We start from the raw sequence: 19,845 nt of genomic DNA, 5'->3' as shown, positions 1-19,845 counted from the left end.
ATAGATTCCGGACATCTCAGTCGTCCGACGCAGCGGGGGATTTGGTGCGGCTCGCCGCGCCTATCGACGAGGTGAGCAGTAGGGCCGCGAACAAGCCTCCGGCGATACCGGAGATCAGCAGCGGCAGCCGGCCGGCCGGCCCCCCACAGCAGACCGGCCCACAGACCTGCCGACAGCACCGCGAAGCCGGTCGCGCCCTGGAATATGCCTTGCGCGCTGGACTGCAGGGCGGCGGGAACGAGCCCTGAGATCCACGCCTTTCCGACGCCGTCGGTGCATGCGGCGAACAAGCCGTAGAGCCCCACGATGAGCCAACCCGCAACTTTGTCGGTGGTGAGCCCGAGGCTGAGATAACCGACAGCGAAAAAGGCCATGCCGATGCCGAACACGGTGGGCCTCGGGATGCGGTCGGCGAGAGCTCCGGCCGGGTAACTGCCCACCGCGTAGACCAGGTTGTATCCCACGTAGGCCAGGATCACTTCGGCAACGGAGAACCCGATTTCGTTGAGGTGCAACAGGATCAGCGCATCGGGGAAGTTGACCGCGGCGAAGGCCGTCAGCAGAGCGATCGTTCGCCAGTATCGGCCCGGCAGCTTGCCCAGGGCGGTGCGCACCGGCTGGCGGGCCGCGCGCTGCACCGGTCGGGCCCGTTCGCGCACCCACAGCACCAGGGCCGCGCTCAGCACGGCCGGAACGATCGCGATATAGAGCAACGGCGGAATCCGATGGTCGAGCAGCTCGTATCCGGCCAGCCCGAGTAGCGGGCCGACCACCGCGCCGAGAGTGTCCATCGCGCGGTGGAATCCGAACACCCGGCCGCGGCTGGCCTCGTCGACTCCATCGACGAGCAGGGCATCGCGAGGCGCTCCGCGAACACCCTTTCCGATTCGATCCACCACCCGGCCGCTCAACACCCCGGGCCACGCGCCGGCAACCGCAACGATCACCTTGCCGAGCGCGGCCATCCCGTAGCCGGTCATGATCAACGGGCGCCGGGCAAAGCGGTCCCCGAGCGGCCCAGCCGTCAGTTTGGTCAGCGACGCCGCCCCCTCAGCCGCGCCTTCGACGGCTCCCACCACGGCCGGCGAGGCACCGAGTACCGCGGTGAGATAGATCGGCAACAGCGGGTACAGCAGTTCGCTGGCGGCATCCTGGAGGAACGAAACCGCGGAAAGCACCCGGACATTGCGGGTCAGCCAACCTTGTGCCGCACGAACTTCCATGGATCAGCCGGGGAATCGGACGACGGTCCCGGGCATCAGGTGAACGACCTTGCCATGGCATTGCACGTCGACTCCGGGGGCGTCGCGCGGATCCACACTGATCATCACGCCCTTCCCGCTGACCCGCAGGTGCAGGTGCAGACCGCGATAGTGGATCGGGACAGCCAGCACGCCAAGCGTTTCCGGCCAATGCGGATCGAGAATGATCCGGTCGGCCCGGGTCTCCATGCCGGTGAAGCAACGCTGCATGAGGTCGACCGATCCGGCCATGGCCGCAAGGTGTATGCCTTCGGAGGTGGTGCCGTCCTGGATGTCGGACACGTCGGACTTGAGCGCCTGCTGGAAGAACTCCATGGCCCGATCGCGGTTGGCCCGGGCCAGCACCCAGGTGTGCACCACACCGCTGAGCGTCGACCCGTGCGAGGTGCGGGCCAGGTAGTAATCCACCATTTCCGGAACGGTGTCCACGTCGAAGCGGTAACCGAGCCGGTCGAGCAGTTCGCCCAACTCCGTTGCCGACATCAGGTAGAGCAGCATCAGGGCGTCGGCCTGCTTGGACGCCTTGTACCGGTTCACATCGTCGTTCTCCGCCTCGAGGATGCGGTCGAGACGTTGGATGTTGCCGTACTGGCGCCGCAACCGGTCCCAGTCCAGTTCCTCCAGCTCGCCGTACCCCTCGAACTGGCTGATGACGCCGTCGTGGAACGGCACGTACATCCGCCGGCTCACGTCTTCCCAGCGGGCCAGTTCGTCGGTGCTTAGCCGCAGCGTTTCCAGCAGATCGATTCGGTTCGGCAGCGGCAGCAGTTTGAGCGCGTCGAAGGCGCGCAGGATCACCCAGACCGCCATCACGTTGGTGTACGCGTTGTTGTCGATGCCGTCGTACGGCGCGTCGGGATAGCCGGAGTGGAACTCGTCGGGGCCGATGACACCGCGGATGCTGTAGCGGCCGCGGTCCTCGTCGTAGGTGGCCCGGCTCACCCAGAAGCGCGCAATCTCGGCCAGCAACTCCGCGCCGTAGTCGATCAGGTAGGCCAGGTCGCCGGTGACCTGATAGAACTTCCACGCGCTGTAGGCGACGGCGATGCCGATGTGGTGGGCCCGCGCGCTGGAGTCGGGATTCCACCGTCCGCTGCGCGGATTCAGGTGCAGCCGTTGACTTTCCTCGCGTCCGTCGCTGCCGGATTGCCAGGGGAACATCGCGCCGGCGTAGCCGGCCTCCTGGGCGGCGTGACGCGCCTCAGGCAGGCGCCGGTAACGGTAGCCGAGCAGCGAGCGGGTCACCATGGGCAGCCGCAGGTTCAGCACCGGGAAGATGAACAGCTCGTCCCAGAAGATATGCCCGCGATACGCCTCGCCGTGCAGTCCGCGCGCCGGCACGCCGACATCCAGGTCGGAACTGTTGGGCGACACCGTCTGCAGCAGATGCAACATGTGCAGTCGCAGGATGCGCAGTTCGTCGGCGAAGTCTTCGAAGTCGATGGACAGCCGTTCCCACAGATGCACCCACTCGGTCAGGTGCCCGTCCCGCAGCTCGGCGAACCGGCCGAGCCGGCCCAGCAAGCGCTCGGCGTCCACCGCGGGTTCGGAGGTCGCAACATCGCGCCCGGTGTAGAGCGTTACGACCTTCTCGACCGTCAACGTTTCACCGATCGCCAGCTCGACGGCGATATCGTGACCGACCTCGGCGGCCCGCTCGAAGTGGTGATAGCTGGCCGGGACGGGAATCTCGTCACGCCAGACGATGTTGCGCGCCGCCATGGCGACGGGAATGCGCGACTGGGTTGTCCGCATCGACAGCAGCACGGAGTTGTCTGAGATCTCCCGCTTCTCCAACAGCTCGAGATGATGGTTGGCCAAATCCCGGTACCGCTCGACCAGCGAGTTGGTGACGTTCCCGTCCAGCGTCGAGCGGACCTCGATCGTCCCTGACCAGTCCTCGGCGAGGACCGTCGTGTGCAGGGCGGCGACGTGCGGCAGGTGCATCGCGACGAATCGTTGCTGCGTCAGGGAAGTGGTGCGTCCGGCGTCATCGCGGAACCGCACGGCCCTGGTCAGCACCGCACCGCGCAGATCGAGGGACTGCCGGAACGACAGCACCTCGACGTCGTCGATGTCGAACCAGCTGCCGTCGTCGATGCGGAAGGTCAGGGCCAGCCAGTTGGGTATGTTGACCAGGCTTTCGTTGTCGATTTCGGTGCCCGATACGTTGTCGACCAGACGGTTGTAGATCCCGGCCGCGTACGTGCCCGGGTAGTGCACCTGATCGGCTTTCGATTCGGGCGCGGCGCCGCGGGTGGCGAAGTAGCCATTTCCCACCGTGCACAAGGACTCACGCAGCTTCTCACTCTGCGGGTCGTATCCTTCGAAGGTGAAATCCCAAGCCGTGGACGATGTTTGGTGGTTATAGGCAAGCCAATTCGACCCTCGCTGAAGGAATTCGCGCACCTCGTCCGGGCTGGTCAGGCTGAATCGGGCGGCCGTTCTGCGGTCGCCGTCCTCGCTGTGCCGCACCACGATGCCGATGCCGCTGAATTGGACTGCGTCGAAGGCGTCTTCGTCGGTGAGGTCGTCGCCGATGTAGATCGGAAGTCGGGAGTGGCCGCGGTCGATGCGGTCGGCGATCCAGGCCAGCGTGGTGCCTTTGTCGCAGTCGACGTCGGGTCGCAGCTCAACGAGCATGCGTCCGTTGGTCACTCGCAGGCCGGCCCGGCTTGCGAGCTTGTGTGTGGTGGAGACGATCTGGCCGATGTGCTCTGGTGCGACCTCGCGGTAGTGAACGGCGACGGCGAAACGCTTGTGCTCGACCCGTACCCCCGGAATTTCGGCAAGGCTGTCGCGCAACTCGGCAGCCGCCTGCTGCAGAACCGGGACAACGGCTGCGGCGGAATCGTTTTGGTGGTAGCTGCCATCTGGTGCCATCAGTTCGAACCCGTGGCTGCCCGCATACCAGAGCCCGGGTACGCCGACGCGGTCGCGGATATCCGCCAGGTCGCGACCGCTCAATATCGCCACCGGGCACACCTCGGCCGCCTGGGCCAGCACCTCGGCTGCGCCGTCGACCAGGGTGGCCGCCTCGGGATCGGCGACGATGGGGGACAGCGTTCCGTCGTAATCGAGGAACAGCGCCAACTCTCGAGCGCTGGCGATGCCGATCAACTGACCGTAGGAATTCAGCGCATTCGGGATTTCCGACATGCGCTTGTCGCCATAGCGCACCGCGATGTCGGCCACGCCGGCCACCACGACGTCGGCGCCGCTTTGCCGCAGCCGGTCGGCGCCGCCGTCGCGGTCGACACCGACGACGAGGCAGAATCCGCCGTCGCGGCCCGCGGTCACGGCAGCGTTGGTGTATCCGACGACCACCGCACGTTGTGGACGCACCCCGAGCCGGTGGCTGGCGTCCACACTGACAGCCGAGTCCCCGGCCTCCGCCTCGCCGTCGATGCAGACGTCGAATATGTCATCGATCCCGGCGGCTTTCAGCACCTGGCGACCGTGTCTGCCCGACCTGCACGCCGCCGTGGCGACGTTGGCGCGCTGCAATTTTCGCGCCAATGCCAGCGTGGGACCTAACAGCGGCGCGCAGGACGCAGCGTCGGCGCCGACGGTGTCGGTGAGCAACCCGTCGAGGTCGAAGATCACCGCGTCGTGGTGCCGCGGGTCGATGGTGGTCGGCAGCTTCATGCCAGGCTCCTGCTCAAAGCGGCGTGCTGGGCTTGGGGGCGAGGGAACGGGTTGCTGGTCATTGGGATGGCGCGACCTGTTGCTCCAGTTGCAGGATCTGGCGCGTGGTCTTGATCACCGTGTCGGGATTGAGGCTCATGGAGTCGATTCCGATCCGGACCAGGAACTCGGCCATGTCCGGGTAGTCCGACGGCGCCTGCCCACACAGTCCCGAGTGGATTCCGTTGCGGCGGCAGCCATCCACCGCCAGGCGGATCATCTCCTTGACGCCCTCGTCGCGTTCGTCGTAGTCGAATGCGACTACCTCGCTGTCCCGGTCGACGCCCAGGGTGAGCTGGGTCAGGTCGTTGGAGCCGATGGAGAAGCCGTCGAAGCGCTTGGCGAATTCGTCGATCAGAATCACGTTGTTCGGGATTTCGCACATCGCGTAGATCTTCAGCCCGTTCTCGCCGCGCCGCAGACCGAGGTCGGCCATCGTCTGCAGAACCAGGTCGGCCTCGGCCACCCGGCGCACGAACGGCAGCATCAGGATGACGTTCGTCAGGCCCATTTCCTCGCGCACGCGTCGCATCGCGCGGCACTCCAGTGCGAAGCCCTCGGCATAGGCGGGGTGCGCGTAGCGCGAGGCGCCACGGAACCCGAGCATCGGGTTGCTCTCCGCAGGCTCGAAGGGCGGCCCGCCGAGCAGGCTGGCGTACTCGTTGGTCTTGAAGTCCGACATCCGGACCACCACCGGCTTGGGCCAGAACGCGGCGGCGATGGTGCCGATCCCTTCGGAGAGCCGCTCCACGAAAAAGCTTGTGCCGTCCGCATATCCCTGGGTCAACCGGGCGATCGTGCGGCGAGCCTCGGGATCCTCCACCTTCTCGGGGTGCACCAGCGCCAGCGGGTGGACCCGGATGTACTCGCTGATGATGAATTCCATCCGGGCCAGCCCCACGCCGTCGTTCGGCAGGAACGATGTCTTGAAGGCCAGGTCCGGGTTTCCGAGGTTGAGCATCACCTGCGTGCGGGGCCGCGTCAGGTCACCCACCTCGCTGCGATCCACCCGGAATTTCACCTCGCCGCGGTACACGCGGCCGGTGTCACCCTCGGCGCACGACACCGTGACCAGCTCGCCGTCGGGCACGCAGGTGGTCGCGTCGCCGGTGCCGACCACCGCGGGGATGCCCAGTTCGCGGGCGATGATCGACGCGTGGCAGGTGCGGCCGCCGCGGTTGGTGACGATGGCCGCGGCCGTCTTCATGACCGGCTCCCAGTCCGGCGTGGTGGTGTCGGCCACCAGTACTTCGCCGGGGCGGAAATCGGACAGGTGGGTGAGGTCCTTGATCCGTCGCACCGCGCCCGAGGCGATCCGTTCCCCCGACCGACCGCCCTTCGGCAAGTACCTCACCCCGGCCCTCGATCACATAGGTTTCCAGCCCGGTGTCGCTGCGCTGCGAGGCCACCGTTTCGGGGCGGGCCTGGACGATGTAGAGCTGGCCATCCAGACCGTCCTTGGCCCACTCCATGTCCATCGGGCGGCCGTAGTGCTGTTCGATCGCGCACGCGTAACCGGCGAGTTCGAGCACATCCTCGTCGGTGATGCAGAAACGCGCGCGATCGGCCTTGGGCGTCGGGATGTTGCGAGTGGTGTACTTCGTCTCTCCCTCAACGAAAATCATCTTCACCGCCTTGTCGCCGATGAGGCGGCGCAGCACGGCCCGGTGACCCGCGAGATACGTGGGTTTGTGCACGTAGAACTCGTCGGGATCCACCGCGCCCTGCACCACGTTCTCGCCGAGACCGTAGGCGCCCGTCACGAATATGGCGTCGCGGAAGCCCGACTCGGTGTCCAGGGAGAACATCACACCGGAGGCGGCGAGGTCGGAGCGCACCATCTTCATCACGGCGATCGACAGCGAGACCTTGAAGTGGTCGAAGCCCTGGTCGATGCGGTAATGAATGGCGCGATCGGTGAACAGGCTGGCAAAACAGCGCCGGCAGGTGTCGAGTAGGCTCTCCGCGCCCTTGATGTTGAGGTATGAATCCTGTTGCCCGGCAAAGCTGGCCGTTGGCAGGTCCTCGGCGGTCGCCGAGCTTCGCACTGCCAGGCTGACGTCCTCGCCGTACTCCTGCTGCAGCGTGCGGTAGGCGTCCAGGATGTCGGCGGCCAGGTCGTCGGGCAGTCCGGCGCCGTAGACGATCTCCCTGGCGCGCTTACCCTTACGCGCCAGAGCCACGACGTCGTCGGGGTCGAGGTCGTCGAGTTCGGCGTGCAGCCGATCCCAGGCGCCGGCTTGGTCCAACATGTGCCGGTACGCCTGGGCGGTGATGGCAAATCCGTGCGGGACGCGAACACCCTGCGCGGACAGCTTCTGGACCATCTCACCCAGCGAGGCGTTCTTGCCTCCCACGATCGGCACGTCGTCGATACCGATGTCGTCGAAGAAGCGGACGTACTCGGACTTGTTCATGACCTGTCCTCTCAGGGCGTCAAGCAGCCGGCAGTATCGAGCGTGATCCACACATCATGTAACGATCGGCCGTGGCGCAACAGCGTGGTCTCGCATCCCGCGATCATCGGTCGAGTCCGGTGTGTGCACTCCATGCACGTTGCCAACCTTTCATTGCGGGGTATCCCAAGCCAGGGCCGAAGGTCACTCGAATTGGTGACGCACATCCGTCCCACGGGCGCCTCGCTCGTGTCCCTGCGCAGCGACCCGGACCGTATTCGGCCGGTCGACCAGTGGCCGAAGAACCTTTCGTCGCATCTGACGTGCGGCGGCTGGTGAAACTTCCCGGTTGCCGACATTGCCCTACCGACCTGCTGGTGATCATGGGCGCCAACCCGGCCGCGTCGCAGGGCTCGGTGCTGGCCGCGCCGGACGTGATGAGAATGATCGGCGCAATTCTCAAGCGCGACAGAGTAATTGTGATCGATCCGGTGCGGACGCAGACCGCCGCGCACGCGAACTCACCGGCACCGGTGGCGCACCAGGCCCGGGGCCCCAAAGAGGTTCTCGGCCAAGTGCCGGTGCCGTGCATGGTCGAAGAGATCGCCACACGGGCGGAGGGGCAGCTCAGGGCGCTGATCACCATCGTCGGCAACCCGGTGCGTGTCCTCACCTGGACGTAACAAGGTCCATGATGCGCTGCCGATGCTGGAAGCCATGATCTCCGTTGACAATTGGTCAACGAAACCACCCGCACGCAGATGTGATCCTGTCCGGGCTGTCACCCTTGGAACAACCTCATCACGACGACCCGGTGCTGCAGTTCGCGACGGCTTCTTCGACTACCTGGCGTTTACCTGCGGCCTCGACGGGCCGGCGATTCGCCGGCACTATTCGGCCGCTGCGATCAGGCCGGGCGGGGTGTCGATGCCGCGCGACTGGCGTCAAGCGCCTTTGCTGAGAACCTGATCCGCGGTCGCCCGCATCTGATCGGAGAGTCGGAGCAGATCATGCTCACCCACCCCGTTCGGCAGGGTGTAGGCCACTTGACGTAATTCGACGGCGTAATCGCGCAACTGCTGGCGTAGCCTCGCCTCAACGTTCAACATGACGGCTTCCTATCGGCTGGGACTCGGCTCGGGCGCCACTGTCATCGACCGGGCCGTCTCAATTTTTGCCGTCCGTTGACCCGTTGGCGATGCGGGCGGGGGCGTTTTAACCAGACTTTGACGGTCCATTTACCGTGCGCGTCATTTAGCGCCATCGCAAGGCGAAGTGCGGGCTACTACCCGGACTCGTCCAGGTCGGTCAGCTCATCCGGCTCGGGCGCGAGGAACACCGTTTCCTGCTGCTCCCGCCAATCGGCGACGTCGGCTTCCAGCGGTACTTCGCCGGCGAAATCCTGAGGCGTCTCCTCGTCTTCGGGCTCATCGGCGGCCAATCGCTGCTGTTCGGCAGCGTCGCCGACGGGAACGTCGTCGGGAAATGCAGTGTCATCGTCGGGCATGGGCGGCAATTTACCCGATGCACCTCCGCTGCTTCCGAGCCGTAGCGATCCGGGGTTGCGGCGGCTGCCCGCAGGCTACTATGCCGCCATGCCGCTCGACGATGGTTCGACGTTTGCCGGATACACCATCATCCGGCGGCTGGGATCCGGCGGTATGGGCGAGGTGTACCTGGCGCAACACCCCAGACTGCCGCGCCAGGACGCACTCAAAGTGGTCAAGGCCGAGGTGTCCGCCGACGACGAGTACCGGGAACGGTTTCATCGCGAGGCCGACACCGCCGCCGCGCTGTGGCATCCGCACATCGTGGCGGTACACGACCGTGGCGAGACCGACGGCCAGCTCTGGATCGACATGGACTACATCGACGGGACCGATGCCGGCGCTCTGCTCGAAGAGCGTTATCCCAACGGCATGCCCGGCCCCGAGGTCGTCGAGATCATCACCGGGGTGGCCGAGGCTCTGGATTACGCGCACGAACACCGGATGTTGCATCGCGACGTCAAGCCCGCCAACATGCTGATCGCCAAGCCCGATTCACCAGATCGGCGAGTCCTGTTGGCAGACTTCGGGATTGCCGGCCTGGTAGGTGAATCGACCGGGTTGACCGCCACCAACATGACGGTGGGCACCGTGGCCTACGCCGCCCCCGAGCAACTGATGGGCAAGGACCTCGACGGCCGCGCCGACCAGTACGCCCTGGCCGCGTCCGCGTACCAGCTGTTGACCGGTGAACCGCCGTTTCAGCACTCGAACCCCGCGGTGGTGATCAGCCAGCACCTCACCGCGGCGCCGCCGCCGATCGGCGACCGGCGTCCTTCGCTGGCCAACCTCGATCCGGTTTTCGCCAAGGCCCTCGCCAAAGATCCCAAGGATCGCTACCTGCGCTGCGTCGACTTCGCGCGGGCGCTGAGCCACCACTTGGGCGGCACCGGCGACACCGACGACACCAGCCTTTCGCTGGCCGCGGCATCGGCCCCGGGCCGCTCGTTGCTGCGGCCCGCGGTGCTCGTGCCCGCGCTGCTGGCCGTCGCGCTCGTCGTCGCGATCGTGGTCGCGGTGCAGGAACTCGTGCGCGCCGACGACGAGGAGCGCGCCAAGAAGGCGCCGGCAACGACCGCGACCACCCCGGCTTCGGCGACGACGCCGCCCTCCCAGGCCGCCGGGCCCACACCGGAGATACCGATCGTCGCGATCGGCGCGGCGTGCTATCCGCTGGGCAGCCTCGGCGCCACCAAGACGGGAGCCACCGCCTACTGCTCGACACTGGCGGGCACCGATAACAACATCTGGTCGCTGACCGAGAGCACGGTCGCCAGTCCGACCGTCACCGCCGCCCCGGAACCGGGCGAGTCGACGTTGCCCAGCGAGCAGGAGTCACCGGTGCTGGTCTGTGTGCAGCAGACGGGCCAGACGCGGCGGCAGTGCCTCGAGGAAATCCGCCGCGGCGTCGCGCCGCCGCCTCGCTGACCCCGCCGAACTAGGCCCGCCGGACCGGTGGTGGAGACCAGCCGCCGGTGAGCACCTCGGGTCGGGGCGCGTACAGCCGCATCGTCACGCCCAGCGGCCCCAACGGCGCGGGCAGCCAGTTGGCTTCGCGTTCCGGACCCGGGTGGTCGTGCTGGATGAGGATCTCCAGCGATCCGTCCGGGTCGTACCGCAGCGCGTCGCGGTCCCCGATCGCGAATCGGTCGAGTTCGTTGGCGACTTGAAACCCCTCCGCGTCGTACATCGTGATGGACCAGAACGCGTCGACCGGCGGTAATCTGTCCGCCTCGAAGCGCAGCACGTACGACCGGTCACCGGTCACCGCGGCACCGTCGGCATCCGCCGTGAGCAGCGGGTACACCGCATCCTCGGCCGGGTTGGCGCCCAGACCGACCAGCGACACGACGGCGCGGCGCAAGTAGTCGTTGCCGTAGACCCCGATACCCGCGCCCATCGTCATCCAGCCGTCGACGTTGGGCGCCAGGGTCGGGATGGACGCCACCAGTTCGGCTAACGCGTCCTGGCGGCCTTGCTCGATCTCGACCACCTGATCGGCGGTGAAGCGGCCGGCGTCGAACGCCTCGCCCGGCACGATCCCCAGGTTGGCCAGGCGGGCCAGAATGGAGAAGTCGGTCGCATGGGGCGGGTTGACGCACAACAGATCGGCCGCATACGACAGGTAGTCGAGGGCCGGCATCCCGTTGACGATTTTCAGCGGTTCGGTTGTCACGTCGTGGCCCGGATTGGCGACGAACTCCGGCTTGGCGCCCAGTTCGGTGACCGAGAAGCCGTCCTGCACGCGGTGGACGGCCGGATAGTCCGCCGGTCCGTTGGTCTGGGTCCTGCCGATGATCCAGACGTACGGCGTCGGCGCTCTGACGACGTGCGATCCCTCGGGCAGTTCGCCGGGTGGACCGGGGCCCACGATCACCAGATCCAGGGGGCCGGTTCCGGTGGTCCGTTTGCCCGGATTGGCGAAGACGTCGGTCCACATGTCGAGCATCGGCAACATGTAGTAGCGGTCGTCGGTGTCCGGGGCCGTCAGCCGAACCGGACCTGCGCGCAGGTCCAGCCAGGCGACCGAATACAGGGTGTCGAAGTTCGGCCGCACCACCGATCGAAAGTCGGCCGAGGGGAACGAACGCAGATGGGAGAATTCATTGGGCGGGCCGAACCCGGGTTTCGCGCCGGGCGCGGAGTGCAGCGACTGCAGGCGCGTGACGTCCATCGTCACCAGTGGATAGAAGTAGACGAAGGCTTCTTTGCTGAGCGTGCGCAGGTCGTTGGACAGCGTTGTCATGGTTCTCCCTGACCCGGTTGCGGAAGTGCAAAGAACCATAAGCACGCCGACCCGGAATTTCGCCGGTAACACGTATTTGACTTCTTGCTTCTTCAATCGACCGTCATGCCGATACAGTTGGGTGCGATGATCCAGACAGCCGCCCCGCCTGTGCTCACCGTGCGGTATGACGGAGCCGAACGCACCTTCGCCGCGGGCCACGACGTAGTCATTGGGCGTGATCTGCGGGCCGATGTCCGCGTCGCACACCCCCTCATCTCCCGCGTGCACCTGTTGCTGCGGTTCGACCAGGGTCGATGGGTTGCCATCGACAATGGCAGCCTGAACGGGTTGTACGTGAACAACCGCCGCGTGCACGAGGTCGACATCCACGACGGGCAGCGCATCAACATCGGCAACCCCGATGGCCCGGCCCTGGACTTCGAGGTCGGCCGCCGCGAGCAGGGATCGGTGGGTCGTCCACCCCCGACGACGGCCATGTCGATACCCGCTCGGCCCAGTGGTCCGATCCCGACGCAGAGCCCGCCGCAGCCGGGTGGGAACTGGGGCGGTGGCCCCCAGCAGCCGTCGACGACGCGGATGCCCGCGGCGCCGGGACGCCCGCCCGGACCGCCGTCGGGGCCGCAGCCGCGTTACCCGTCCGGCCCGCAACCCGTGCATCCGCAGGGCGGCCCGCCGCCGTCGCCGCAGATCTACCGGTCGTCCCCGGGGCAACAACAGCCGCCGCCGGTCATCGGCCCCACCGCGCAGGCGGGCAGCCGGACCTCGATGATGAAGATCCTGCGCCCGGGCCGCGGCGCGGACGTTCCGCCCGGTGCGGTGACGATCGGTCGCGCCGACGACAACGACATCGTCATTCCCGAGGTCCTGGCATCCCGGCACCACGCCACCCTGATCCCCGGCCCCAACGGCACCGAGATCCGCGACAACCGCAGCATCAACGGCACCTTCGTCAACGGCACCCGCGTCGAATCGGCGATCCTGCGGGACGGTGACGTGGTCACCATCGGCAACATCGACCTGGTCTTCGCCAACGGCGCGCTGTCCCGGCGCGAGGAAAGTCTGCTGGAAACCCGCACCGGCGGTCTGGACGTGCGCGGGGTCACGTGGACCATCGAGGGCAACAAGACGCTGCTGGACAACATCTCGCTGACCGCCCGCCCGGGGATGCTCACCGCGGTGATCGGTCCGTCCGGTGCGGGCAAGTCGACGTTCGCCAAGCTGGTGGCCGGCTACACCCATCCCACCAGCGGCACGGTGAGTTTCGAGGGGCACAACGTGCACGCCGAATACGCCTCGCTGCGCAGCAGGATCGGCATGGTGCCGCAGGACGACGTGGTGCACGGCCAGCTGACCGTGCGCCAAGCCCTGATGTATGCGGCCGAGCTCCGGCTGCCGCCGGACACCACCAAACAGGACCGCGAACAGGTGGTGGCCCGGGTCCTCGAGGAACTCGAGATGACCAAGCACCTCGAGACGAGGGTGGACAAGCTCTCGGGTGGTCAGCGCAAGCGCGCCTCGGTGGCGCTGGAGCTGCTCACCGGCCCGTCGTTGCTGATTCTGGACGAACCGACCTCCGGCCTGGACCCCGCGCTGGACCGGCAGGTGATGACCATGCTGCGGCAGTTGGCCGACGCCGGCCGCGTGGTGTTGGTGGTCACCCACTCGCTGACCTATCTGGACGTGTGCGACCAGGTGCTGCTGCTGGCTCCCGGTGGCAAGACCGCCTTCTGTGGGCCGCCGAGTCAGATCGGTCCGGCCATGGGAACCACCAACTGGGCCGACATCTTCAGCTCCGTCGCCGACGACCCGGACGGCGCCAAGGCGCGCTACCTCGCGCAGACCGGGCCGCCCCCGCCCGCCCCGCCCACCGAGAAACCCGCCGAGCTGGGCGAGGCGGCGCACACCAGCCTGGTTCGGCAGTTCTCGACCATCGCCCGACGGCAGATGCGGTTGATCATCTCCGACCGCGGCTACTTCATTTTCCTGGCGATCCTGCCGTTCATCATGGGTGCGCTGTCCATGTCGGTGCCTGGGGAGGTCGGCTTCAACGCCCCGCCGCTGACCAGCGATGCGCCCACCGAGCCGGCCCAGATCCTGGTGCTGCTCAATGTCGGCGCCGTCTTCATGGGTACCGCCCTGACGATCCGTGACCTGATCGGGGAGCGGGCGATCTTCCTGCGAGAACAGGCGGTGGGCCTGTCGACCACGGCATACCTGCTGGCCAAGGTGTGTGTCTACACCATCCTGGCGCTCATCCAGTCCGCGATCGTGACGGTGATCGCGCTACTCGGTAAGCCCGGCCCGAAGACCGGTGCGGTGGTGCTGGGCAGCCCCGCGCTGGAGCTGTACGTGGACATCGCGGCCACGACCGTCGCCTCGGCGATGCTGGGGTTGGTGTTGTCGGCGGTGGCCAAGTCGAACGAACAGATCATGCCGCTGCTGGTGGTGGCGGTCATGTCGCAGCTGGTGTTCTCCGGCGGCATGATCCCGGTGACCAATCGGCTGGGACTGGACCAGATGTCGTGGGTCACCCCGGCCAGATGGGGTTTCGCGGCCTCCGCCTCCACGATCGACCTCACCACGTTGTGTCCGGTACCGCAGGTCCCCAAGGACGCGCACTGGAAACACACGGCGTCAGCCTGGACGTTCGACATGGCGATGCTGGTGGTGCTCAGCATCTTCTACACGGGCTTCGTGCGCTGGAAGATCCGGCTGAAGAGCGGCTGACCGGCTGGTTCGCCAGCCGTTCGCCAGCCGTCAGCCGTCAGCCGTCGGTGCGCCACGTGCTCGGTGTCATCGGCAGCCGGGGGGCGTCGTCGAGGCCCTGCTCGGTCCGGATCAGTCCCGCGGCCTTCGCGGCGCCCGGCTTGAGGGCGGTGTCGGTGAAACCCATGGCTCCCGCGCCTGCGCTGGAGGCGGTGGCGGACTCCGCGGCCGGTTCGGGATCCAGGTATTCGTAGCCGCGCCCGAGCATCGTGGCGATGGCTCGTCGGCGCCGCGGCGCGGGAGTCGGCTCCTGAGGGGTGGCCGTGGCGTCCGGGGCTTCGGCGCTGTCGGGTTGCGGCGCCTTCTTGCGGGCCCCGGTCGTGGCCTGCCGCTTGGCAGTCGAACTCAGGTTGCCCACCAGGTAGCCGTAATCCTGCATGCCCAGACCGAGACCCGTCCCGGTCGGGGAGGGCGGCGCGGTGGACGGCGGCACGGGCGCCGCCGGCGCCGGCGCCGACGTGCTCACCTCGGCTGCGGGTGATGCGGGAGCCGGTGTCGACGTCGGCACGGTCGGTGCCAGCGCGACGACGGGCGGCGGAGGCGGGGAGCGCCGGGCAGCGCGGGTGGCGGCAGCGCCGCCAGTGCGGCCAGCCCCTTCAGCCCGATCGGCGCCAGCACCACCCCGGCGGCCAGCGGGATCAACGGCGTTGTCAGCAGCGGCACCAGGACCGTGATCAGCACCAGCGTCTGCTCCAGCAGCGTCTTGAGCAGTGCGATGGTGTCGGTGACAACCGTGCCGATGATCTCCACGGTGACGAACAGGATGGTGAAGCCGATGGTCGTGGGGTTTCCCGACGCGATGGCCGCGGTGAGGTCCAGCCCGACGTAGAACATCATCTGGGACAGGAAGGCGATATAGCTGCCGATGTCCATCGGGTAGCCCAGCGCGAACGCCACGTTGAACGGGCTGAAGTAGGTCAGCGGGTTGCCGAGAATGACCAGGTACGGGTCGAATCCGGAGAACATCGCCTGAAAGAAGGGCAGATTCGACAGCGCGTCGATGAGCGGCTGGATGTATTTGTCGTAGAAGTCGAGGTAACCGATGTTCTGCAGCCACTGCATGAACTCGTTCTGCTGGTCAGGCGGTAGCTGCAGTGAACTCGCCAAGGCCGTCGCATCGTCGTTGGCCTTGACGATCTCCGGCGGCAGTGTGGTGCCCGGCGCGGCCAGCAGTGCCGCGGTCGAAATCGCCTGGTATACCGCCATAACGGTGCCGGCCTGAATCCACATGCGCAGGTAGTCGGCCTCGTTGAGGGCGATCGGGATGGTGTTGACGCCGAAGAAGTTGGTGGCCAGCAAGACCGCGTGGGCGGCGTGGTTGGCGGCCAGTTCGGCCAGCGTCGGCATCGCCGCCAGGGCAGTCGTATATGCGGCCGCCGCGGTTTGCTGCTGAGTCGCCATCGCGGCGCTGTCGGTGCCGGCCTGGACAAGCCAGCCCAGGTAGGGAAGGTGGCCCGCGACGTAGGCCAGACTGCTCGGACCCTGCCAGGCCGTCGCCTGGACCTGCGCCAACAGCGCGGTCAGTTCGTTGGCGGTCTCGGCATAGGCGACACTCAGCGACTGCCAGGCCTCGGCGGAGGCGAGCAGCGGACCGGGTCCCGGGCCGCTGCTCAGCAGCGCCGAATGCACCTCCGGCGGCGAGGCCATCCAGATCGGGGCGCTCATCGCACGCCCCGCTATCGGTTGCGGCGGGTCGGCGGCTGTATCGGGACCGGCGCCGAGGCCGGTTCAGGTTCGTCTGGGCTGCTGAAGTGAACGTGCGACGTCATGGCTGGTCAGCTCTCTCGGGGTACACCGCCCCGGGTTGGCAGGTCGCGATGACGTGAGTCTCCTGGCTCTCGGATCGCCGCTCGCCTCGACTTCCAGCCATTGGCCGTGTCTGTTGAGGGTCGCTCCCCGATTACAGTGGCGGGACCGCGCCGGCCTTGCACCGGCTTCCTGCACCGTCGTCGCTCTTACGCGCACCATTGTCGCACGTCGCGGACGGCTACCGGGACTACTCCGCGATCACCGGCCCCACATGGTGTTGGCCGGCATCGGCCATTGCGGTGCCACAGTCGGTGGCTTGGGGCGGAAGAACAGGGCCCCGGCGACGGCGCGGTTGCGCAGCGCCGCCGCCCGCCAGGTGTTCACCGGGTGCGAGGCCAGCATGTTGGCCAGCCATACGAAGAACCCGGCCTCAGAGCCGGCCCGGTCGGCCATTCCGTCGAAATCCACCCAGCGCAGCAGGTATTTGCCCGCACTCAGCACGCCGATGGCACGGCGGGCGCCTTCCGGCCGGAGTGCGAACCCGTAGTTGTCGGCGGTGTATTCCATCGAGCGCGACAGTGCCTGACCCAAAAACGGGATCTTCATGGCCAGCTGACTCAGCTGCCGCCAGTAGGACGCGTGCCCGGCCGCGATGTGCCCGACTTCGTGACCGATGACGAACGCTAGTGCCTCGGGATCACGGGCCTGACCGCCGATCTCGAACAGGTCGCTGTAGACCACGACGTAGCGGCGGAAGCCGTGACCGCTGGCGAAGGCATTGATCCGGCCGTTGCCCAGCACGACGTAGGCGTCGGGCACCTCGGTCAGGCCGAACCGCTGGGCCGCCTCGACCACCAGCCAGTACCCCTCGGGGAATTGCGTGGGCGACATCTTGACGCCGTTGGCCCGCTGCTGCCCGTAGTTCAGTCCGCGGCCCAGGAACAGCAGGATCGGGGTGGCCAATAGCGAAAGCCACAGCACACTGACGGTTCCGGACAGCACCACCGCGATCGCGACCAGATAGAGCACGATGCTGGACACGATGACCAGAGCGAGCAGACCGATCTCCCACGGATGGCGGGCGGGCCGGTCCCAGTGCCCGTGCGGATGCTGGTGGGTCGGCGACTCCAAAATTGCCATGACGGTGGTGGACTCCCTGTCGTCGTAGATTCCCGGTCGGGGGCGGGCCACAACAGGCTCTTGGGCGGTCCTTGGGAGATTCTCCAGAAATCCTTGGAGTGCAGGTCGGCTCTCGAGTGGGCGGCACGTGAGCCGCGCCACAGCGCACTTCTATCATCTGGATATGACCGCCGGTGCCCTGGATATCACGCGATCGCCGGCGTTCACCCCCGATGAGGTTGCCCGATACTACGCGGCCGGCTGGTGGTCGGACGCGACCCTGTCGGACGCGGTACGCGCCAACGCCGCGCGGTCACCGGATCGGGTGGCGTACCTGAACCATCCCGACGACCATCCCGACTGCACACTGACCTGGCATGAGTTCGATTCAGCGGCAAGCGCTTTGGCGCGGCAGCTGGCCGGATGTGAGGTGGCGCCCCACGATCGGGTGGCAGTGTGGCACGGTGACTCGGCCGCGGTGCACGTGCTGTTCGTGGCGATCGAGCGTTGCGGCGCGGTAGCGGTCGGTATCGGTGCGCGCGCCGGGGCCCGCGAGGTTGCCCAACTGCTGGCAACGACGCAGCCGAAAATGCTGATCAGCGACCCGGCGCGGAGTGCTGCGGCAGCAGATGTCTGCGCGGGCTCGCCGATGACGGCTGCGGCGTTGCGTCCCGACCTGCGACTGGAGGCCGACCCGGCAACGGGCCCACTGGAATTCGGCCCGCAGCTGGGTGCCGACGACGTGTTCCTGATCAACTCCACGTCCGGGACCACCGGGTTGCCCAAATGCGTCGTGCACAGCCAGAACCGTTGGCACTACTTCCATCACAAGGCCGTCGCCAACGGGCTGCTGAGGTCCGAAGACGTGTTTCTGCCGGTGATACCGATGCCCTTCGGGTTCGGCATCTGGACCAGCCACACCACCCCGATCTACCTGGGCGCCACCGCGGTGCTGTTGGCACGGTTCACCCCCCGCGCGGCGTGCGAGGCGATAGCACGGCACCGGGCATCCGTATTGTGCTGTGTCAGTACACAATTGACGATGATCATGGCCGATCCGGCCAGCCGGGAAAACGACCTGAGTTCGCTGCGGGTCGTCTTCACCGGTGGAGAGGCGCTGCCGTACCGGCCGGCCGCGGAATTCGAACAACTCACCGGTGCGCAAATCCTGCAGTTCTACGGCTCCAACGAAACCGGGTTGCTCAGCGGGACAACGTTGGACGACCCGCTGCAGCAGCGGCTCCGCACCGGCGGCCGGATCGTGCCGGAGATGTCGGTGCGCCTGTTCGACGGCGACCGGGACGTGACGGACAGCGGGCGCGGCCAACCAGCGTGCCGCGGCCCGGCGACCAGCCTCGGCTATCTCGGGGGCACCGACCACGACAAACTCTTCACCCCCGACGGGTGGATGCGGATGGGTGACATCTGCGAGATAGACGCCGACGGTTACCTGACGGTCACCGGCCGCACTTCCGACTTCATCCTGCGGGGCGGCAAGAACATCAGCGCCGCCCAGGTGGAAGACGTCGCGATGACGCATCCCGCGCTCGCATTGGCGGCGGCCGTCGCCATGCCCGACCCGGTATTCGGCGAAAAAGTCTGCCTGTATGCCGAACTCGTCGATTCCCGCACGCTAGAGCTGGCGGACCTCACCGAACACCTGCTCGCTCTGGGAGTTTCGAAGGAATTGCTGCCCGAGCGTCTCATCGTGCTGGACGAACTGCCGCGCTCGTCCGGTGGCAAGATCGCCAAAGGTCAACTCCGCGAGGATATCCGGGCCAGAATGGAGGCAGGCGATGAACGCTCCTGACGCACGGCCAGGGGGTCTGCAGGTGTGGTCGCCGTCGGTGGTGCCACCCATCGGTGTCGACCTGACCGACGAACAAGCCTTGGCGGTGGCTTTCCGGCACCTTGCCTCGATCGGATTCGCCGAGAACATGGCCGGGCACATCACCTGGCAACTCGACGGACAAACGGACATGCTGGTCAACCCGTGGGGCCTGTGGTGGGCCGAACTGACTGCCTCGGACATCTGCGTGGTCGATTCCGGCGCGCGTGTCATTCGCGGCCGCTGGGATGTCACCCCGGCCATCCACATCCACACCGAACTGCACCGGGTGCGCGAGGACGCGCGGGTGGTCATCCACAATCACCCGTACTACGTGTGCGTGCTGGCCGCCCTCGGCAGGCTGCCCGAGCTGGTGCACCAAACGGGGGCGCTGTTCCTGGACGACCTGTGCCTGGTGGACAGCTACGACGGTGAAGTCGACAGCCCAACGCGCGCAGCCGATCTCGCCGCACATATCGGCAGCGCTAACCTCACCATCCTGGCCAATCACGGTGTCATCGCCACCGGGACCACCCTGCCCGAAGCCGTCTACCGGGCTGCCTGCATCGAGCGGGTGTGCCGGCTCGCCTACGACGTGCTGCTGACCGGGCAAGCCCCATCGCAGATGAGGTGGTCGGACATGGTGGGTATGCAGGCCTCGCTGATCGAACGCGCGGCCGACGTGTACTGGGCCGGGGCGGCGCGAATGACCATCAAAACCGACCCCGATGTGCTCACCTAG

Annotated in this window: 10 protein-coding genes, 4 pseudogenes and 1 riboswitch; of the genes and pseudogenes, 5 read left to right on the top strand and 9 right to left on the bottom strand. The window is 67.0% G+C overall.

The genetic code is table 11. The annotated features are described in order from the left end of the window. Positions 1 to 16 precede the first annotated feature (16 nt). The 3 genes and pseudogenes from L6444_RS15040 to ppsA form a co-directional block, all read right to left on the bottom strand. Positions 17 to 1,223: pseudogene (locus L6444_RS15040) on the bottom strand (MFS transporter). A gap of 3 nt (positions 1,224 to 1,226) precedes the next feature. Then, the gene (gene otsB / locus L6444_RS15035) at positions 1,227 to 4,910 is read right to left on the bottom strand and encodes a trehalose-phosphatase (RefSeq protein WP_236974908.1); all 3,684 of its coding nucleotides are present in this window, start codon (positions 4,908 to 4,910) and stop codon (positions 1,227 to 1,229) included. Positions 4,911 to 4,968: 58 nt separating this feature from the next. Next, a pseudogene (gene ppsA, locus L6444_RS15030) lies at positions 4,969 to 7,366 on the bottom strand (phosphoenolpyruvate synthase). Positions 7,367 to 7,630: 264 nt separating this feature from the next. On the opposite strand from ppsA, the pseudogene L6444_RS15025 reads away from it, so the two are divergent. Next, positions 7,631 to 8,239: pseudogene (locus tag L6444_RS15025) on the top strand (hypothetical protein); the annotation flags it as partial. Positions 8,240 to 8,289: 50 nt separating this feature from the next. Here L6444_RS15025 and L6444_RS15020 read toward each other — a convergent pair. Both L6444_RS15020 and L6444_RS15015 read right to left on the bottom strand, forming a co-directional pair. Then, the gene (locus L6444_RS15020) at positions 8,290 to 8,454 is read right to left on the bottom strand and encodes a hypothetical protein (RefSeq protein WP_236983743.1); all 165 of its coding nucleotides are present in this window, start codon (positions 8,452 to 8,454) and stop codon (positions 8,290 to 8,292) included. A gap of 176 nt (positions 8,455 to 8,630) precedes the next feature. Beyond that, positions 8,631 to 8,852: a hypothetical protein gene (locus L6444_RS15015; protein ID WP_236983741.1), complete on the bottom strand. Its 222-nt coding sequence runs from the start codon at positions 8,850 to 8,852 to the stop codon at positions 8,631 to 8,633. Between the two features lie 88 nt (positions 8,853 to 8,940). Between L6444_RS15015 and L6444_RS15010 the strand changes: the two genes are divergently transcribed. Beyond that, positions 8,941 to 10,320 (top strand): serine/threonine-protein kinase, encoded by a 1,380-nt coding sequence (locus tag L6444_RS15010; protein ID WP_236983739.1) that lies wholly within the window; start codon positions 8,941 to 8,943, stop codon positions 10,318 to 10,320. Between the two features lie 10 nt (positions 10,321 to 10,330). On the opposite strand, the gene L6444_RS15005 is transcribed toward L6444_RS15010, so the two are convergent. Further along, on the bottom strand, positions 10,331 to 11,638 hold the full coding sequence (locus L6444_RS15005) for a DUF1254 domain-containing protein (RefSeq protein ID WP_236983737.1): 1,308 nt from the start codon (positions 11,636 to 11,638) through the stop codon (positions 10,331 to 10,333). Positions 11,639 to 11,764: 126 nt separating this feature from the next. Here L6444_RS15005 and L6444_RS15000 point away from each other — a divergent pair, with 126 nt between their 5' ends. Next, positions 11,765 to 14,368 (top strand): FHA domain-containing protein, encoded by a 2,604-nt coding sequence (locus tag L6444_RS15000; protein ID WP_236983735.1) that lies wholly within the window; start codon positions 11,765 to 11,767, stop codon positions 14,366 to 14,368. Between the two features lie 37 nt (positions 14,369 to 14,405). Here the strand turns inward: L6444_RS15000 and L6444_RS31140 are convergent, their stop codons facing one another. The 3 genes and pseudogenes from L6444_RS31140 to L6444_RS14985 form a co-directional block, all read right to left on the bottom strand. After that, a complete protein-coding gene (locus tag L6444_RS31140) occupies positions 14,406 to 14,873 on the bottom strand; it encodes a PPW family C-terminal domain-containing PPE protein (RefSeq protein WP_236983733.1) in 468 nt (155 codons plus the stop codon). 665 nt (positions 14,874 to 15,538) lie between these two features. Continuing rightward, positions 15,539 to 16,072 (bottom strand): annotated as a pseudogene (locus L6444_RS31135) (PPE family protein); the annotation flags it as partial. Between the two features lie 160 nt (positions 16,073 to 16,232). Next, positions 16,233 to 16,347: riboswitch (cobalamin riboswitch) on the bottom strand. 67 nt (positions 16,348 to 16,414) lie between these two features. Continuing rightward, positions 16,415 to 17,296, bottom strand: a complete 882-nt coding sequence (locus L6444_RS14985) for a M48 family metallopeptidase (protein WP_236983732.1) — start codon at positions 17,294 to 17,296, stop codon at positions 16,415 to 16,417. A gap of 163 nt (positions 17,297 to 17,459) precedes the next feature. Here L6444_RS14985 and L6444_RS14980 point away from each other — a divergent pair, with 163 nt between their 5' ends. Continuing rightward, the gene (locus tag L6444_RS14980) at positions 17,460 to 19,085 is read left to right on the top strand and encodes a class I adenylate-forming enzyme family protein (RefSeq protein ID WP_236983731.1); all 1,626 of its coding nucleotides are present in this window, start codon (positions 17,460 to 17,462) and stop codon (positions 19,083 to 19,085) included. Further along, positions 19,072 to 19,845: a class II aldolase/adducin family protein gene (locus L6444_RS14975; RefSeq protein ID WP_236983730.1), complete on the top strand. Its 774-nt coding sequence runs from the start codon at positions 19,072 to 19,074 to the stop codon at positions 19,843 to 19,845. Before L6444_RS14980 ends, L6444_RS14975 begins: the two co-directional genes overlap by 14 nt.

It is taken from the genome of Mycobacterium kiyosense (assembly GCA_021654635.1).
Taxonomy (GTDB): domain Bacteria; phylum Actinomycetota; class Actinomycetes; order Mycobacteriales; family Mycobacteriaceae; genus Mycobacterium; species Mycobacterium kiyosense.
This window is presented reverse-complemented; position numbering and strand designations above follow the sequence as displayed.

Excerpts from the sequence above, each read along its gene's own strand:
- otsB (WP_236974908.1), bottom strand. The coding sequence starts at position 4,910 with ATGAAGCTGCCGACCACCATCGACCCGCGGCACCACGACGCGGTGATC.
- L6444_RS15020 (WP_236983743.1), bottom strand. The coding sequence starts at position 8,454 with ATGTTGAACGTTGAGGCGAGGCTACGCCAGCAGTTGCGCGATTACGCC.
- L6444_RS15015 (WP_236983741.1), bottom strand. The coding sequence starts at position 8,852 with ATGCCCGACGATGACACTGCATTTCCCGACGACGTTCCCGTCGGCGAC.
- L6444_RS15010 (WP_236983739.1), top strand. The coding sequence starts at position 8,941 with ATGCCGCTCGACGATGGTTCGACGTTTGCCGGATACACCATCATCCGG.
- L6444_RS15005 (WP_236983737.1), bottom strand. The coding sequence starts at position 11,638 with ATGACAACGCTGTCCAACGACCTGCGCACGCTCAGCAAAGAAGCCTTC.
- L6444_RS15000 (WP_236983735.1), top strand. The coding sequence starts at position 11,765 with ATGATCCAGACAGCCGCCCCGCCTGTGCTCACCGTGCGGTATGACGGA.
- L6444_RS14985 (WP_236983732.1), bottom strand. The coding sequence starts at position 17,296 with ATGGCAATTTTGGAGTCGCCGACCCACCAGCATCCGCACGGGCACTGG.
- L6444_RS14980 (WP_236983731.1), top strand. The coding sequence starts at position 17,460 with ATGACCGCCGGTGCCCTGGATATCACGCGATCGCCGGCGTTCACCCCC.
- L6444_RS14975 (WP_236983730.1), top strand. The coding sequence starts at position 19,072 with ATGAACGCTCCTGACGCACGGCCAGGGGGTCTGCAGGTGTGGTCGCCG.